The sequence below is a fragment of the Rosistilla carotiformis genome, assembly GCF_007753095.1.
Lineage (GTDB): Bacteria > Planctomycetota > Planctomycetia > Pirellulales > Pirellulaceae > Rosistilla > Rosistilla carotiformis.
In genome coordinates this window covers 5,831,133-5,848,854 of record NZ_CP036348.1, presented here as the reverse complement: position 1 = coordinate 5,848,854, position 17,722 = coordinate 5,831,133, and the positions used below count along the sequence as shown (strand labels likewise).

Genomic DNA, 17,722 nt, shown 5'->3' with positions numbered 1-17,722 from the left:
TCGAGATCGCCCATGAAAAACCGCTTGCCTTCCACTTCTTTGCCTACCCCTCGTGATGGTTCTGCGGCTTTCGCCCAGGATCGAATTCCCGCCTCTCGCTTAGCCTCTCGCCCGTACGCGTTTTCTAACAGCGACCGCATCCCATCCGCCTTTGCATGCGGTCGTCGGTTGCCTTGAAATATCGAAGCGAGTTGCGCCGGCTTGCACATCCTTTGGAGAAAGAAACGATGAGACGAATAGGTCCGATGGCCTTCGCAACCCTTGTCATGCTGTCGCTGACAATTGGAATCCAGTCAGCCCAATCGACCGCCAACGCGGCGGCTCCCGAAGGCTTTACGCCTCTGTTCAACGGCACCGATCTGTCGGGCTGGAAGGGTTTGGTTGGAAACCCCAAGACGCGGGCGGCGATGAGTGCCGACGAGCTGGCCGCCGCTCAAAAGGAAGCCGACCAGGTGATGCGCGACCACTGGTCGGTCGAAGATGGCACGCTGAAGTTCGACGGCAAGGGGAAGAGCCTTTGCACCGACAAGGACTACGGCGATTTCGAAATGTACGTCGACTGGAAAATTTTGGAGGGAGGCGACAGCGGGATCTATCTGCGTGGCAGCCCCCAGATCCAGATCTGGGACACCGAGTTTGAGAACTATTTCCGCCACGGTGCCGAAAACGGTTCGGGTGCGTTGTGGAACAACCAAAAGAACCCACGCTTCCCGCTAGCCAAAGCGGACAAGCCGGTTGGCCAATGGAACAAGTTCTACATCCGCATGGTTGGCGAACGCGTGACCGTCAAGCTGAACGGCACGCTGGTTTTCGACGACGTCGTGATGGAAAACATCTGGGACCGCGGCCTGCCGATCTACCCTCGCGGCCAGATCGAATTGCAGAACCATGGCAACACGCTCTACTTCCGCGACATCTCGATCCGCGAGATCCCCACCGAAGAAGCTAACGAGATCTTGGCAGCTCGCGAGCCATCCGACTTTTTCACGCCGATCTTTAATGGCAAAGACCTGACCGGATGGAAAGGTGCGTTGGATGAGCACGAAGTTGTCGACGGCGCGATCGTCTGCAAGCCGGGCAAAGCGGGAACGATCTTCACCGAAAAAGAGTACTCCGATTTCGTCGCCCAATTCGAATTCAAACTGCCACCGGGCGGAAACCATGGCCTGACCTTGCGTTATCCCGGCAGCGGGGCGCCGCACTTGGACGGCTTGGAACTGCAGATCCTCGATAATGAAGATCCTAAATACGCCAAGCTCGATCCGCGACAATACCATGGTTCGGTCTACGGTCTGGCCGCCGCACACCGCGGTTATCTGCGTCCAACCGGCGAATGGAACTTTCAAAAAGTGACGATGGTTGGTTCGAATGTTAAAGTCGAACTCAACGGAACGACGATCCTGGAAACCGACCTGTCGACGATCAAAGAATCGAAAGATGGCGCAGTGCCTCCGGGAGCCAAGCGCAAGAGCGGCCATTTTGGTCTGTGTGGCCACAACGATCCGGTTGCGATTCGCAACTTGCAGATCCGCGAACTGCCAGGCGAGCCCGCGACGCCGCCGAGCCGCGATGTTGCGATCAGCCCAACCGATGGCCCGATCAAACTGTTCAACGGCCGCAACCTGGAAGGCTTTTACACCTGGATCCGCGACACCGCCTACGCCGATCCTCGCAAGATCTTCACCGTCAAGGATGGCATGATCCACATTACCGGCGATGGCTGGGGTGGACTGATCACCAACCAGATGTATCGCGATTACCACCTGATCATCGAATTCAAGTGGGGCGAGCGAACCTGGAGCACTCGTGAGGATCGGGCGCGCGACGGCGGCGTTCTGCTGCACTGCTGGGGTCCCGATGGCGGCTATGCCAAAACCTGGATGGCATCGATCGAAGCTCAGATCATCGAAGGGGGCGTCGGCGATATCTTGGTTCTCACGGGAACCGATCCCGAGACCGGACAGGTCCTGCCGACTTCGTTGAGCGCAGAGATCACCAAGGATCGCGACGGCGAGAAGATCTGGAAGAAGGGGGGCGAGATGACTTCGCTTTCCCGCGGCCGCGTCAACTGGCTCAAACGTGATGTCGATTGGGCCGACAAGATCGACTTCCGCGGCAAAGACGATGTCGAAAGTCCCTTCGGTGAATGGACACGGATGGAAGTCATCGCCGACGGAGATCACTTGATCTACAAAGTCAACGGCGTGGTTATCAACGAAGCCTTCGACGCTTCGCCAAGCTTCGGCAAGCTGCTGTTGCAAACCGAGTTGGCCGAGATGTTTGTCCGCCGCTACGAACTGTGGCCACTGGGCAAAGCTCCCAACGACGAGCTGAAGCAATAGTCAAAACGTTGGTCGTTCATTCCGCCGGACCGGTCGCAGCCTAAGCGGCGGCTGGCCGAGCGGTAAACGTCAACGGACGAGAATTCGAAACGACGCGCTGCGATCCGCAACGCGTCGTTTTTTCGTGCGCACCTTGAGATTCGTTTAAACGCGTCGCCAGCAGGCCCGCGAATCGAGCTGCACCGTTAGGCCGCAAGGTCCAGGCGATCACGCACGCGATTCCATACGCCAACGGCGTTGTGCCACCGGCTGCCGTTTGCGGCGCCTGCGACGTTGTGCTGCCTACTACTGTCTAAAACGCTTGCAGCGTTGTTATGCGATCACTTCTTTGACGACTCGGGCTGGCCGATGAGCGGTGACGATCTGTTGTTGGTTGCGGTGGGGGAAGACGACTTGTTCGTGATCGAGCCCAAACAGATGCATCACGGTCGCTTGGAAGTCGTTGGGGGTGACGACGTTTTCGACGGCGCGGTGGCCAAACTCATCGGTCTTGCCAAACGTCATCCCGCCGCGGACACCGCCACCGGCCATCCAGATGCTGAAGCCCTGGCCGTTGTGATCGCGGCCCGCCTTATCGGCGGCCCCTTGCCCCTGCGTCACGGGCAGCCGACCGATCTCGCCTCCCCAGTGGACCAGAGTGCTGTCGAGCATTCCGCGTTGGCGAAGGTCGGCGACCAGTGCGGCGGTCGGTTGATCGGTCTTTTCGCAGATCGATGTCAGGCCTCCCTTGAGGTTGCTGTGATTGTCCCAAGGCTGGCCGCTGTGGAACAGCTGCACAAACCGGACGCCTCGTTCAACAAGCCGCCGAGCCAACAAACACCGCGTGCCGTATTCGCGCGTCTTGGGATTGTCCAAGCCGTACATTGTGTGCGTCGCGGCGGTCTCTTGCGAGATGTCCAACGCTTCGGTCGCGGCGGTTTGCATTCGGGCTGCGAGTTCGTAGCTGGCGATCCGGGCTTCGAGATCCGATTCGCCCGGATGCGAGTCCAGATGCTGGCGATTCAGTTCCTGCAAGAAGTCGAGGTTCTGACGCTGGTAGTCTCCCGCCAGATGCGACGGCGGCTGCAGGTTCAGGATCCGTGGCTCCTTCGGCCGCAGGACCGTTCCCTGGAACATCGACGGCATAAATCCGTTGCTCCAGTTCGTTGCCCCATCGACGGGATGGCCGCCAGGATCGGCAAGGACCATGAACGCGGGAAGGTCTTGCGTTTCGGAGCCCAAGGCGTAGGTCAGCCACGAACCAAACGTCGGCCGCCCCAATACCGCGGGGATGCCGCCGTGGAAGTAGCGGATCGAAACCTCGTGCCCATTGGCACCGGTATGCATGCTGCGGATCAAGCACAGTTCATCGGCCACGCCCGCGGTGTGCGGCAGCAGTTCGGACAGCTCCATCCCACATTCGCCGTGCGCCGCAAACTTGAACGGAGTGCCGAGCAGCTTTTTACTGGCGTCGTTGACAAACGAAAAATGGATGTCGCCCGAGTATTCGGTGCCGTCGTATTTCGTCAGCTCCGGCTTGGGATCGGTCAGATCCATGTGCGACGGGCCGCCGTGTTGGAACAGCGAGATCATCGCCCGAGCCCGCGGCTGGAAGTGTGTCTGCCGCGGCTGCAGATCGTTGTGCGGCGTCAGCTTCAGCACCGGAGGCTTGGCTGTGGCAGTCTCCTGAGCCAGCATCCACTGCAGCGCCAGCGAACCGACGCCCATGCCGGTGCTCTGCAAAAATTGCCGTCGTGTGTTGGGAAGCATGTTCATGCGAAGCTCGCGATTATTCGATGTACAGGAATTCGTTGGAATTGATCAGCATCTGGCAGATGTTGATTAACACCTGGCGTCCCGGTGTTTGATCTTGCGGTGTGCCTTGAGGGTCGGCGAACAGCTGCGTCAGTTGGCGGTTGGCAAACTGCAACGCGGTTTGCATCTCGGAATCGGTTGGCGAACGCGACAACACGATTTGCCAAGCGGCTGCGATCTGATCCGGCAGCGGCGCGAGGTCCTCCGGTTGGGAGGGCCCGCGGAAATCGGCGACCGAATCGTAAAGATGAGGTTTGCCGCCGGTGGGCGTGAAGTCGAGCTTCACTTGCCAGCTGAAGGAGTCGGCGTTTTCGTTGGCCAAGCAATCGGTGACGATGTCGATCGTTTCGCCGCTGGCGACAGCAAAGGGCGCGACGTCGGTAGCGGTTGAATTGTGAAGCGCGTTCCAGCTGCCTCGCAGGCCGCCAGCCGAAAGGATCCGGCCGCGAACGCCATCGCCGTTTTCACTGCCGTGTTGCAGCGAACCGGAAATGCTCAACTGGCCGTCGGTCGGAGCGGTCCAACGCCGGATGGCGGGATGTTTTGGATTGCCGGGATGGCCGCCGGTTTTAGTCAGAAAGACCCAACCGAAACCAGGGGCTGGCACTTTGGGGCCTCCCTGCCAATGCGTCCCCGTGAAGTTCGGCAGCGCTTCGAAACGGGCCAGCATGCCAGTCGCTTCGTCGACTTCTCCCGTGCCGTACGTCCAGATCGGTTTGGGGATCGCCGGCATCCACGAACGGTCGTCCGCTTCGCTGGCCGCGGTGGCGGATTCCGCTGCCGCGGTCCGGTTGGTTTGTTCGGCGGCGACGGCGCGCTCGGCGACCAACGCGGCTTGTTCGAGGATGAAGTCGCCGTTGAGCATCATCAGCGACTGGGGAGCGACGGTCGAGACCGAGCGGACGTCGCAGTTGACGCTCATCACCGGAGCGTCGAAGGTCTGCAACATGCCGACCGGTTGGCTGCGTCGCGCCCGGACGTAGATGCTGCGCCGCGGTCGCTTGGCATCGACGCGAACCTGCCCGGTTTCATCTTCGGCGATATCGACGGGAGGCCCAAACCGATCGACGTCCAGATTGCCGGAGACCGACAGGATCGAATCGCGAAGGATCTCCGCGTCGACGCGTTGCAGCGACTTTCGCCAATAATAATGGTTATCGCCATCGATCGCCTGACGCGTCGGTTCGCGATACGACGCCTGACGCCATGCTGTCGACTTCAGGATCTGACGATGCAGGTGCTTCAGACTCCAGCCATGTTCGACAAAATCGTTTGCCAACCAATCGAGCAATTCCGGATGCGTCGGTTCTCCACCCAAGCGACCAAAGTCCCCCGGCGTCGACACGATACCGCGACCGAAGTGATGCATCCAAATCCGATTCACGATCGCTCGCGGTGTCAGCGGATTGCTATTCGCATCGGTCAACCAGCGGGCAAAGGCTAGCCGTCGGCCGGTCGTTGGCAGTTCGGGATCGTTGCTGGGGAACTGGGCCACAGCGCCTTCGGGAGCGACGACGGTCAGCCCCGCCGGCAAGACTTCCTGCTTCGGTTGGTTGAAGTCGCCGCGGTGAAACAACTGGGTGACCGGCGCGTGGTTGGGAGCTTCGACCAACGCGTGGATGAACTCTTCGACCGGCTTCTTCGCTCGCATCTCGGCGATCCGTTTGTCGAATTCCTTCAGCTCTTCGGCCGCTTTGGGACGGTACTGGTACAGCACGCCCGCGGTGATGTTGACGGCGGGGTTGGCTGCCAGCAGCTTATTCTGCTCTTCGGTTCGTTTGTCCTTGGCCGTGTTGTAGGCCTCGCGAAGCTGTGAACGCTGGGGCTCTTCGAATTTCAGGAGCTCTTCTTCGAAGACCTCCTGAATAAACGCGGTCTGTTTCTCCGCTCGCTCCTTCGCGACCAGCTTCACCTCCTCTTCAATCGTCGCTGCGGCAGCCCGATCGGCGGCGGTGTAAAGCGAGACCAAACGGCCGGCCGGAGCTTTCCAAGCTTTCCAGTCCAGGGCCGGTTCGAAGACCGATCGGATTGCAAAATAATCGACGTGCGAGATCGGATCGTAACGGTGGTCGTGGCACTGGGCGCAGTGCACGCTGGAACCCAACAGCGTGCTGCAGACGATCTGCATCGTGTCAGCGATCGTCTTATTGCGAGCTTCGGGGCTGTTGTCGCCGCTGCCGGTTCCATCGGCTGCCATCCGCAGGAAACCGGTTGCGGTCAGCAGCTCGATCTGCTCCGCAGTCCAATCGCCGTCGGCAGGGCCGGCCAGTTCATCGCCAGCGATCTGTTCGGTGATAAAGCGGTCAAACGGTTTGTCGGCGCTGAACGACCGGATCACGTAGTCGCGATACCGCCACGCCCAATCGCGGCTGCTGTCGGCCACGGTGTAGCCGTCGCTGTCGGCATAGCCCGCTGCGTCCAACCAATGCCGGGCCCAGCGTTCGCCATAATGCGGCGAACGTAGCAGTTCTTCGACGAGCTGTTCGTACCAATCGGGATCGGAATGCTGCATCCATTGGGCGACTTGTTCCGCGGTCGGCGGAAGGCCAATCAAGTCGTTGAACAGACGCTGGATCGAGGTGAAGCGATCGGCGTCGGGCGAAAAGCTTAAGCCTTCGGGCATAGCAGCGGCCAGCAGCGCATCGATCGGCGTGCGGATCGTCCCTCGCGCTTCGGGAAGCGGCGTTTGCGGCGGCGCGATCGGTTGGTAGGCCCAGTAGTTGCGTTCCTCTTCGGTGATCGGAATCCCCGGCCCAATCTGTTCCGGTTCGGGACGCAGCGTCGCGGCGCCGCTGGCGATCCATTTTTCCAGGATCGCTATTTTGTCGTCCGAGACGCGCGCTTCCCCCGGTGGCATGTCGCCGTCGCGAACGCGCGTCAGCAGCAAACTCTCTTCTGGATCGCCCGGCACGAGCGCCGTTCCCGAATCGCCTCCCGATTTGATGAACCGAACCAGCCGCAGATCGAGCCCACCTTCCAGCTCTTCAGTCGCGCCGTGGCAATCGAAACAATACTCGCGCAGGATCGGCCGGATCTGCGTTTCGAAAAACGATGGCTCTTCACCCGCCGCCACGCCGGAACTCAGCAGCGTCAGCATCAGGAAAGCGGCGGCAACACGATCACAGCGAAACGGAACCCAACATGCAAACATGTCTTTTGTGCCGAAGGGGAATGGGGGGATTTGGGGGGAGGGCTGGCTCTTAAAAGAACCAGATCGATTGATTATGATCCTCGCTGAGGCATATATCAACGCCGTATCGAGCGTTGATATCAAATCCCACGCCGCTGCGAAACGGTTATTCCGCTGGAATCACCGGCAAAATAATCCGGCTAGGTCGCGTTGCGTCGTGGTGGATCGTTTGCGTCGCCACGACGGTTCGGCGATGACGGTTCAACGGTTCCCCGGTGTTGGGGTTCACGTCGAAGCGAGGGAAGTTCGAACTGGAGATGTCGACGCGAATCCGATGTCCCTTTTTGAAGACGTTCGACGTCGGATACATCTTGATCGTGAATTCGTACGTCTCGCCCGGTGTCATCAAGACTTCCTTCTTCAGCGACTCGCGGAACCTTGCTCGCACGATCCCGTCGGCGATGTTCAGATCAAACCCGCCCGGCCAATCGGCCGAAGGCGGATAGACATCGATCAGCTTGGCGGTGAAGTCGGTGTCGACGGCGGAGCTGGATGCGAACAAGCGAACTTCCAATTCGCCGGTGACTTCCAAGTCTTCGGTCAGCGGTTCGGTTTGGAAGACCAAAACATCGCTGCGAGCCGACAGCGGGATCGGATTTTTGAAGTTCCAGATGTGGCTGCCTCCCTTTTGATCCCAAGCCCCTTGGACCATGATGTCGTTGGCCGACGAGATGTTCCCGCCGATGTTGGGGACGGGATTCTTGGGGTCGAAATCGTATTGCGTGACCGCCTCTTCGTCCGCTGGCTTTTCCGTCGCCAAGCCGCCATCGGGTTGCAGATAAAAGTCGGTGTACTGTGTCCGTTCCAACGGCCAATCCAATTCGCTTCGCCAGTAGCCACCGTGCTGTAAGCGTCCCTTTTCGTCTTTGCCGCCATCGCCGGTTCCCATCACGAAGATCCGCACGGGAGTCTTGAACGGATCGGCTTTGCCGACGGAGTTGTCGATTCCTTTGAGCCAGTGGTCGTACCACTCGCGTCGCCACGCCCATTGATCCGCGATCGCGGCCTGCTTGCCAAACGAAACCTGCCCGTGAGCGTAACCGGATTGTTGACCGTGAATCCACGGCCCCATGATCATATAGACCGGGCCCTTGATCTCCGGTCGCAGCGCCATGAAAGTGGCGGTGTTGTTGCCGCCCCAAGAGTCATACCAACCGGAGACCAGATAGACGGGGATGTCTTTGTATTTGTGGGGCGCATCGACGATATTGTTTTGTTCCCAGAATTCGTCGTTCGGCCCATTCTCCATCGCCGAGATCAACCAGTCTTCGTATTCGGGGGCCAGACGCAGTGGCGTCATCCCGCGACGTGTCGGCAATTCTTGAAGATAGGCGTGGCGTTGATCCGCCATCTCTTTTAAGACCTCTTTGGTGCCAGGATCCTGGCCGGCGCGGCTGCCGTTGCTCGCGTTCAAGAAGATCCAGTTCCAGAAACGCAACTCAAAAGCCCCCGCGTTACGAAGACTCTGCCGCCCCATGTTCGCCATCGCATCGACAGGGATCACCGTCTTCAGTTCCGGAGCGCCGGCCAACGCCATCGCGTGTTGGGTGCCGCCGAAATAGGAGGTCCCGATCATTCCGATCTGCCCGTCGCTCCAAGGTTGCTTGCCGATCCAGGCGGCGCAGTCGACGCCGTCGGGGCCATCATCGGTCAACATGTGCCAGACCCCTTCGGATGCGTAGCGTCCGCGAGTGTCTTGCGCGACGTAAACGTAACCGTGCGTTGCGTAATAAGCACCGCGCGACTTGGCTCCGTTTTTATTGTACGGCAGGCGCGACAGAATCACCGGCAGCCGCTCCTCCGACGGTTTGCCATCGACCATCGGTCGATAGATGTCGGTCGCCAGACGAACGCCATCGCGCATCGGGACCATCACGTCCTTTTCCACGTGATAATCTTCGGCTGCGGCGACGAGACCGCTGGTAACCAGCAGCGCGATGATGGGGATTTGAAACATGAAACGACGAGTGCATGCGAGCATGAGGGATCTCCTGAGAAGTAGCTCTTGGTGAGTCTGTTCGAGGTGGGAGGGGATCGGGCGGGAAAGGCAAGGTTGTTGCAAGTGGATCGCCTTTCGCGCCGCGAAAGTGCGAGACCGGCAAACGCTCTTTCGCGGAGCGAAAGGCGACCTATTCTAACCGCCGAGTCGCGGGAGGGGAGCGTGGCCGTAATTTGCCGGCTGGTAGGCGATCTCCAGTTCGGGAGTCATCCGTTTGGTTTGCCCTTCGGACAGCGAGGTGAGGGCGCGATCCAAGATCCCGCTGGTCAGCAGCGTCCGCTCGACGGGATAGGTCGGCCGGCCGGTGTGGATCATCGTTTCGATCCCTTTGAGTAACCAGGCAAAGTGCGGGTGGCGCGGCTCCGTCCGCTCGTCGAACCGCGTCGCCAACGGCTCCGTTTTGCCGGCGACTTGTAACGCAACCGACGTCCCGCGAGCGAAGGTTGGCAGCATAAAGACAGCTCCCAACAAACCGTCGGCATATTGGAACAGGAACAGCGTGGCATCGTCGCTCTGCCGCACATCGCCGTCGCGATGATCGATCGCGGCCAACGCGGCATCAAATAGATCCTGCCGCACCAAGCCATCGTCCAGCGTCTGCCAGACCGCATCGCCTTGCAGGCATTGCACCCAGCGAACGCCCTGCTCGGCGCCGGGTCGCTGTTCGACGTGGCACTGGAAAAATTCCAACGCGTGGCTGCCGTAGATATCGAGACCGGAGTAGCCGATGCCCACCGCGGCTTCGATGGGGCTGCCCACCGGGACGGAGATCTCGGGCGTGCGGTAGCCGACCGCCATCGAAGAACCCGCCATAAAAGGAATGTTCAGTTCGACGGCGCGGTCGTACATCCATTTCGCGTCTTTCCAGACCGGCCCGAGATGCTTGTCGTTGAAGACCGGGACGACCCGATCGTATTTCACAAACGTGTCGGTGATCTCTTTGAAAAAGCGCCGGCGCGGATAAAGATGCTGCTGTTTGTCGTTCCACGGATAATCGCCGTGCTCCCCGATGCTGATCACGCCGTCGACCGGGATCGTGTTGCCGCCGACGGTGACAGCTTCTTCGATCGTTTCGAAAATCGGAAAGCCATATTTTTGAGAGAGCCCGCGAGCCATGTCCCTATCGGTGAACTGGTCGACGTACATCGATGCGAGCGTCAAACGGGGCCCCGGTCCGCCATTCTGTTTCCAACCTTCCAGAATCTTGCCGATCAGAACGTCGGCGTGCAAACCGTGTTCGTACGCGGTGAGGACCGCCGCGACCGATTTTGTTTTTACCGCGGGCGTCTCGGCGGTGGCGACGTTCAACCACGGGCTACTGGCGGCTGCGATCGCCGTGCTGACTAAGAAGGCTCGACGCGTGGGCTTTGATGGAGATGGCATTATTCCACTCGTTGATTTCTGAGGCGGGGATTACTTTAACGAAATCAGGTAGGACAACAGGTCGGCGACCTGTTGAGAGGTGAGGTCGCGGACCAACAGTTCGGGCATTAGCGACTTCCGCTGCGGAACCAGTTGTTCGATATCATCGGCAGCGACGACAACAACGGTACCGGTCGCTTCGCGAAGCGTTACCTGGTTGTCATCCTTGCCGACCAGCAGGCCACTTAAGACGCGGCCATCGATCGTTTCCAACAGATAGGTCAGGTAGGGGGCGTCGATTCGCTTGGAGGGTTCGAGGATGCTTTCGAGCAATTCGGCGGCGGAGAGTTTTTTGCCGATCGCTGTCAGGTCGGGGCCTACCGCCGTTCCGGCCTCTCCGATTCGGTGGCAGTTCTTGCACGATACGCCCGCGGTTTCGAAGAAGACCAATCGGCCGCGATCTGCATCGCCCGAGAGGGCAAGGATTTGATCGGTCGCAACGACATTGCCCAATCGCTCCACGCGTTGGTCCGCTGGCAGAAAGCGTTCAAAGAGATCGCGGATGCCGGCGTTGGGATGTTTGGCAGCGCGAGCGATCGCTAGCGAAGCGACCGCCTCGGGGAGCGACTTCTGCTGCAGCGACCGCATCAACAGCAGGCCCCCTTCGGTTGTCGACAACAGTTTTTCCAACGACGCTTCCGCGTCGGTTTCCGTTTCCGCCGACTGCTCTAATTCAGCAAGTGCCGCCAGAGCATCGGATTGACGTCTGATCGCCGCCGGATCGGAGGACGACTCGCTTGGCGGCAGTTGATCGATCCAATCTCCGATCAACGCCAGTCCCGCCACGTCGACTTCGCTGCTGCCGATGTAGGGCATCCGACCGCTGCCGAGCTTCGCCATCCGGTACCAGAGGACCGAACGGAGCGGATCGCCGGGCGTGATCACATGCGCCGAGTGGATGCCAAAGGTCCCCTGCGATGGTCGGGCGTCGAGCATGTTGGTTTCGGAAAGGGGAACGTCGGAATGCATCTTCGACAACACCGCGCCTCCCGCATGTTGGCGATGGCAATGGGCGCAATTGGCTTGCAGATAAGCCCGGGCTCGCGGAGCGGTTTCCGCGGGCGTATCGCTTGGATCGACTAAGCTTTCGCGATCTTTGGGATCGATCGGTTTGTCGATCAATCCGATCTCGGCCAGTCGATCCAGCTGCGAAACATGAGCGTCGCCGATATCGAGATCGCAGTTCAATTGCAGCGTATTAAAACCGAGTGGCGGACCGGACCACGAGTTGTGGCACCGCTGGCATTCAGCTCGCCCCGCAAAACGCCAAGTCTGATTTCGCAGACCGCCGGGCGATGCAGCGTCGACGATTTCGAACGCGCGTTGATCGCCATCGCTTGGAACCAACGTGGCGTCGGTCTGCTGCTGGTTCCAGGCGTAGGTATAGGGCAGCCAATCGATGCCATCGTAGTGCAAGATCTGCGTTTCGACGTGCTGTCGCGTCGCGGGGTTTCCTTGTTCCATGTCGAGCGACAGCGTTTTGACCAGGACCGTTCCCGAGGGAAATGCCCACGTCTTCGGCTTGGGCTCGATCATCTCGCTGCCGGGAACCGCGACAAACCGCTGGGCGACTGCATGATCGGCCCACGGTTGGGCGCTGATCGCATAAGGGATCACGCCCGGCATCGGAGTTTGATCGACCACGGAATCGAAGAGCCCGGTTTCGCTGAGCTTTCGCGGAAAGCGGCTCGGTTGTTCGCTGGGTCGATTGGCGACCAGCCGCTGGATCGTTCCGGCCGTGTGATCCAACAGGTACATCGCGTTGTTATTGTCTTCGCCAAACGAAACGATCCGATGCGTGGTGTCGGCTAGTTCGCGGTGCTCGACAACTTGGCCCGCTTCGTAGCGGAAGCCCCAGATTTTTCCGGTGTCGTAGTCGCCGTAGATGTGCGTGCCGCGGAGTTCAGGTAGCCGCGAACCGTGGTAGGTCAGGCCGTCGGTGATCGAAGAGGATTCGGTGTGCGAATGTTCGATCGTCGGTGGCAGGATCGGTGTCGGACCGCGTTTCCGTTCAGGATTCGACGGGTGCGAACCCTCCAAAACCGACCAACCATAGTTGCCACCACGCTCGACGCGATTCAGCATCTCCCAAAGTTCCCAGCCGACATCGCCCACCCACAGGTCGCCCGTTTCGGAATCGAAACTCATCCGCCACGGATTTCGCAAACCGTACGCCCAGACTTCGCCCCTCGCGCCGGCGAGATCGACAAACGGGTTGTCGGGCGGGATTTGGTAGTTCTGGTCTGCGGATTGTTGATCGACGTCGATCCGCAAAATCGAGGACAGCAAATTACTAACATCCTGCCCGGCGTGCTCCGGATCGGGCGGATTGGCTGGGCCCCCATCGCCGGTGGAAATGTAGAGGCAGCCGTCGGGGCCAAACTTCAGACAGCAGCCGTTGTGGCCGCCGGAGAGCCAGGTGAGCAGAGTCGTTTCGCTGGCCACGTCGATCGTCGGCGGGTCGGCGTCGGTCATCTTAAACCGAGCCACGTGCGTGCCATCGGGCTCACCGACCTTTTTGATGTAGCAGACGTAGCAGTAGCGATTGGTTTCAAAATCGGGATGGAAGGTCAGCGAATAGACGCGGCTGACTCCGGGGATCGCTTTGGCCAAATCGATCACGAGATCCGCTGATTCCACATCCGACCGATTCGGAAACGAAAAGACTTTACCCCGTTCCTCGACCACAAAAATTCGGTCGCTGCCCGGGGCGGCGGTGATATCCAAACAGCGATTGAAGCTCAGCGACGGGAAGGCGCGCTCGGTCGTATAGGGAAGTGGCGGCTCGGGGGAGCCCGAGATTTGCGAAGTGGTCCATGCCGCGCGGGGCTCGCTCTTTGCCAGCGGTTGCTCGGCCGATGCATAAATCGGAAGCGTCGACAGCATCCCAACAACAAGCCCCCATCTGACGACAGTGGCCGCGGACTCGCGGGGCGTTCGATCCATACAAGCATTCCTTGGGGAATGAGGCGGCGGGATTTGGTGGCGCGGAGGGAGGAGAGCTGGCACCAAGATAGCGGCTCAAGCCGCGAGAGTCCAGAAAATCGTGCCACCGCGGTCTTGCAACCGTAGTCCCGCCACTCCGCCGGCGGGACGTGAGGTATTTAGACTGCAGATCCAAGACTCTCGGTGCTAAATTGAGTTCTTCCCGAACCGCAACAGAACCCGCTAACAGCAGATTCTTCGAGTCGCATCTACCCGCTGGCCAACCCATCACGATCCCCAACCATCCACCCGTTCCAAACATGCGATCGGAATCGCAAGAGATAAGTCGGCTGGGTTAATTCACAAGCTCGACGGAAGGCTCGTGGTCGAGTTGCAGAGCCCTAGAAATCGTGCCATATGCCAATTCCAAGCTGTTGCTCAAACCGGTCGTGGAGCGCGAATTGATTGCTCATTCCGTTCGCATATTGAGCGCCGATTCGAAACAGTCGTCCATTTTTTTTACGCCATGCCCAACCGGCTTGCAATGTGAATGTCCCACCGAAATCGACCTCTTCCCTGAGGTAAGCGTTGGCGGCGATGAAAGGTGCACCGAAACAGCTGGTTGGCATCACCGGAGCGTATTCAGCACCAAACTGGAGTTCCCATTTTTCGCTGATCGTCGACTTAAAGGCATAACCCGCCTCGCCGTACAACCGGAATCGCTCAGCAAAGTACCGAGAATGTCCGAGCACGAGCGATTGACGTTGGAAAAAATCTTCATTACGGAGCGCGGGAATTCTATCGATCAAACGGTCGGTGGGATGTGAACGCAAAAAGTAGACACCGAGCTTGGTTTGATGGTTGTTACGCCCAAACGAAACAGGAAACCCTACACGAATATCACTGGTGAGGAGATCGAGGGAGGCAAGGTTGGTTTGACGCATTTGTGCGGACGCTTCAAGATCGAACTGCACACCGGTAGGAGAGTAAGGATCGTCCGAACCGACGCGTAAGAATCCCCATTGGCCTCCGATCGAAGAATCGTAGATCCAGCCAAAATCATCGTTCTTACGCAGTTCGACACTCGTTCGCGATTCTTTCGGTCCAGCGAGGTAGGGATGATAGATCAATCCCTCGGGAAGAAAGTGCCATCCCCGTTGAGGCAGGACAACGAGCGGCTCAGCCACCGGCGTCGCAAAAGGGTCAAATTCATCGGCGCGCGCAAATGGTATTGAATCGGGCAAGCATCCCCACGCAAGCGTGAGCATCAATAGCTTCACCCCCGTTGTCGGCAAGAATCCTAACGCATGCGTTTGCTCTAACCGTTGGGTTCGAATACTGCGCCGCAACTGCTGAATCAGTGTGTACCAAGTCTTCATCAACGTCGAAAACCATTGCTTGCAGAAGGCGGTGCGTAGCTCGAGGGTGGCGATGCAAGCAATGTCGGTGCCGTTTCGGTGGGGACGAAGAGCGTGCTTTCCGCATGCTGTTTCAAAGTCCGTTCAACCCAGTGCACCAGATTCACGTCTTGCGAATCGGGCACACCTGCAGGATGTTCGTTGCGTTGGTTGACTGGGCCGCTGTCTTTGAATGCGAGCCAACTGTCACCTAATGATCGAGACGTGGGATAGATGACGACATCCGCAAAAATGATGTTCTCCTGACTCGTTGTCACCAGACTCTCGCGTGGACGGAACAGTCCGCCCACAAGTGGAATGTTCTCCATCAGCGCAACTCCGTTGCCCTGTTGCTTAGAGCGAATTGCGACACGAAATCGACTGACTTCGCTGAAGTCGTGGCTTTGTGCATGGACCTGAGACTCGACGTAGTGGCGTCGAATGCCTGAAGTGCTGGAGGCGTCTTCGTCGGACGATTCGACCCGAGGCGAATGCGTATAGAGCAGATGAAAAGCAACACTGGTGCCGTCTGGTTGGATGACCGGGGTTAAATCGATCTCATCCCCAACGGCTACTGTCCGACGCGAGGTTTGGGTTGTCAATGCTTCAAGGTGTTTACCTGGCGCCTGCGTAACGCCTGCGGCTGACAGCAGACCGCTGCTTCCAGGGACCAACGTTTCACTTGCCCCCTGCGCAGCAATGGCCAGGCCGACGCCACGCGCTTCCTGGGCCAGACCGTTGGCGACCTCCAACCCCTCTTGCAACAAAATTGCGTGCTTAGGTTGATCCAATACCGCAACTTGTTCCGGGCTAACGCGTGCTCGCTGCCGGTCGTTGGTAACGATCGTCGTCGTTTGGAGTTGCCCCATCTGCACCTTCCAACCGTGCGATGCACCACGTAGATCCCCGAGGACAGGCTCATAAAACTGTCGTCGAACATCCTCTTCGAACGCCTCGGCAAGACTTCGCAAGTGCCCGTCAAGCATTGCCACTTCGCCTCGGAGGCTTTCTTGAAGATCCAAGTATTTCTTTTCTCGCTCGTGAATGACTCGATCCGTCAGTTGGCAAAAGGCCGCGATGCTCATCACTTCTCCCGAAATCGGATGCGCTGTGGTGGTGGACCCATCGCGTGTTTGTGAGGCTTGAAAAAGCACTCGATGGTCACGCATTTTCGCAATCGCCGCGCCGGTGGTTTGTAGCGCTATACTCGCGCGTTGAAATCGTACTAACGCAACCTGAACGCTATTTGCCGCTGCATCGTCCCGTCCCAGTGATTGAAGGTAAGACGTGATTCGTGAGAAAGAAAAATCGGCCTCGTGAACTTCGATCGCTGGGGTGTCGGGTTCGCTGGAAGTGAAGCCCGGTATGCGAAAACCGCGAGCGCTTTGATTCTTTGGCACCGACGCTAACATCGTCATCCGGTACCGTTCGTGAAAACGCGGGAATGCGTTGGCAACCAGTCGATGGAATTCAGCAAGTACCTTTTGTCGTACGTGAGCCTTCGCGATTGCCACGAAAAAAAGTGTGCTAACGATGTCCCGTGAGTCAAATGCTTCGACTGAGATTTCGCCTTTGTTGGCGTTGTGTCGTTCGCGAAAGTTGCTGATGCACGAATCAAAAAAGAACGCTTCGGCGAAGCTGTTTGGATTTTCGGCATGTATCTGGCTGACCACGGTCCGAAACGCAAGATGAAACAGTTGCTGAGACTCCCGGGCCATGAAGCGCGCGTGATAGAGAACTTCATTGATAGCAATGTGCATGTCTTCGATGTCTTCATCGTTGGAGCCATCCAGTTGCAGAACGTGGATGCCAATCTTGACCTGTCCCACGGGCTGATCAAGCTTGTGCAGCATTCGAGTGATTGCATTGACGCCCTCCAACGGGCCCCGAAGATGCAATCGGCCCTGCCCTGCGACACCCATTTGCACATGTTGGGTGATGTCGGAGGAGTTCGCGCTCGATTCCCACATCTGGTTGTTTGTAGTCACTGGCGATTCGTTGCCCCGCCTAAAAGCTTCGGCGCGAATCGCTTGCTCGTTGGCGCTGATCTGTGCGAGCGACTGATCAATCCGTTGCAACTCAGCATACTTTGGATCAGCAGCGTTTCCGATTCCGAGCGCGGATGCCAAGGGTTCCTGAATGTTGCTGCCGGATGTCGCATCGCTGGAAAGCATTTCCCGACGATCGAGCAATTTCTGACGCTCAGCGCTCAGTTGCTTCAATGCGGCGAATGAGGGATCGACTTGTGGCACGACCTTTTCCGGCAAGTGCCCTCGCACCAATGACATGACTTCCGCGACGTCTTGGGCATAGTAGAGAGGTACGATGCGAGTGGTGACGACGGACGAATTCGCAGCCCCAACAGACAATGCCTGCCCAAACGCAATTGCCGATGGCAAGTATGTGCCAATGAGAACCCATTGAAGTATGCGCATCGTTTGCCCAATTTCGGCAGGGTAGCGCCAACGTACGGAATTCATGTTATTGCGTTGGGTGTTGCATGGAAAACGGTTCTCGTGCGTGATTCCATCTATATCAAATTGAAGCGTCACAATGCCTCGAAAGCTCCAAGGCTTGAATCCTTTCCACTGCAACGAACTTTGCTTATAGACGAAGCGTTTAGTGTGGCATAGGGAGATCTGTGCCAGTGCAC

General features: G+C 58.6%; 8 protein-coding genes. 1 reads left to right on the top strand and 7 read right to left on the bottom strand.

Annotated features, from left to right (window positions below; all coding sequences use genetic code 11):
• The first annotated feature begins 227 nt into the window (after positions 1 to 227).
• Positions 228 to 2,342: a 3-keto-disaccharide hydrolase gene (locus Poly24_RS27180; protein WP_197452074.1), complete on the top strand. Its 2,115-nt coding sequence runs from the start codon at positions 228 to 230 to the stop codon at positions 2,340 to 2,342.
• Between the two features lie 312 nt (positions 2,343 to 2,654).
• On the opposite strand, the gene Poly24_RS21155 is transcribed toward Poly24_RS27180, so the two are convergent.
• The 7 genes from Poly24_RS21155 to Poly24_RS21125 all read right to left on the bottom strand — a co-directional run bounded on the left by Poly24_RS21155 (position 2,655) and on the right by Poly24_RS21125 (position 17,663).
• Positions 2,655 to 4,097: a DUF1501 domain-containing protein gene (locus Poly24_RS21155; protein WP_197452073.1), complete on the bottom strand. Its 1,443-nt coding sequence runs from the start codon at positions 4,095 to 4,097 to the stop codon at positions 2,655 to 2,657.
• Between the two features lie 13 nt (positions 4,098 to 4,110).
• Positions 4,111 to 7,287, bottom strand: coding sequence for a PSD1 and planctomycete cytochrome C domain-containing protein (locus Poly24_RS21150; RefSeq protein WP_197452072.1), 3,177 nt, complete (start codon positions 7,285 to 7,287; stop codon positions 4,111 to 4,113).
• Between the two features lie 145 nt (positions 7,288 to 7,432).
• Complete coding sequence (locus Poly24_RS21145) at positions 7,433 to 9,307, bottom strand: CocE/NonD family hydrolase (RefSeq protein WP_145100302.1); 1,875 nt, start codon at positions 9,305 to 9,307, stop codon at positions 7,433 to 7,435.
• Between the two features lie 153 nt (positions 9,308 to 9,460).
• Entirely contained in the window at positions 9,461 to 10,708 is a 1,248-nt protein-coding gene (locus Poly24_RS21140) for a hypothetical protein (RefSeq protein ID WP_197452071.1), read from the bottom strand.
• 30 nt (positions 10,709 to 10,738) lie between these two features.
• On the bottom strand, positions 10,739 to 13,693 hold the full coding sequence (locus Poly24_RS21135; RefSeq protein WP_145100299.1) for a PQQ-dependent sugar dehydrogenase: 2,955 nt from the start codon (positions 13,691 to 13,693) through the stop codon (positions 10,739 to 10,741).
• 380 nt (positions 13,694 to 14,073) lie between these two features.
• Complete coding sequence (locus tag Poly24_RS21130; RefSeq protein ID WP_231753664.1) at positions 14,074 to 14,940, bottom strand: DUF1207 domain-containing protein; 867 nt, start codon at positions 14,938 to 14,940, stop codon at positions 14,074 to 14,076.
• 110 nt (positions 14,941 to 15,050) lie between these two features.
• Entirely contained in the window at positions 15,051 to 17,663 is a 2,613-nt protein-coding gene (locus tag Poly24_RS21125) for a hypothetical protein (protein WP_145100293.1), read from the bottom strand.
• Positions 17,664 to 17,722 lie beyond the last annotated feature (59 nt).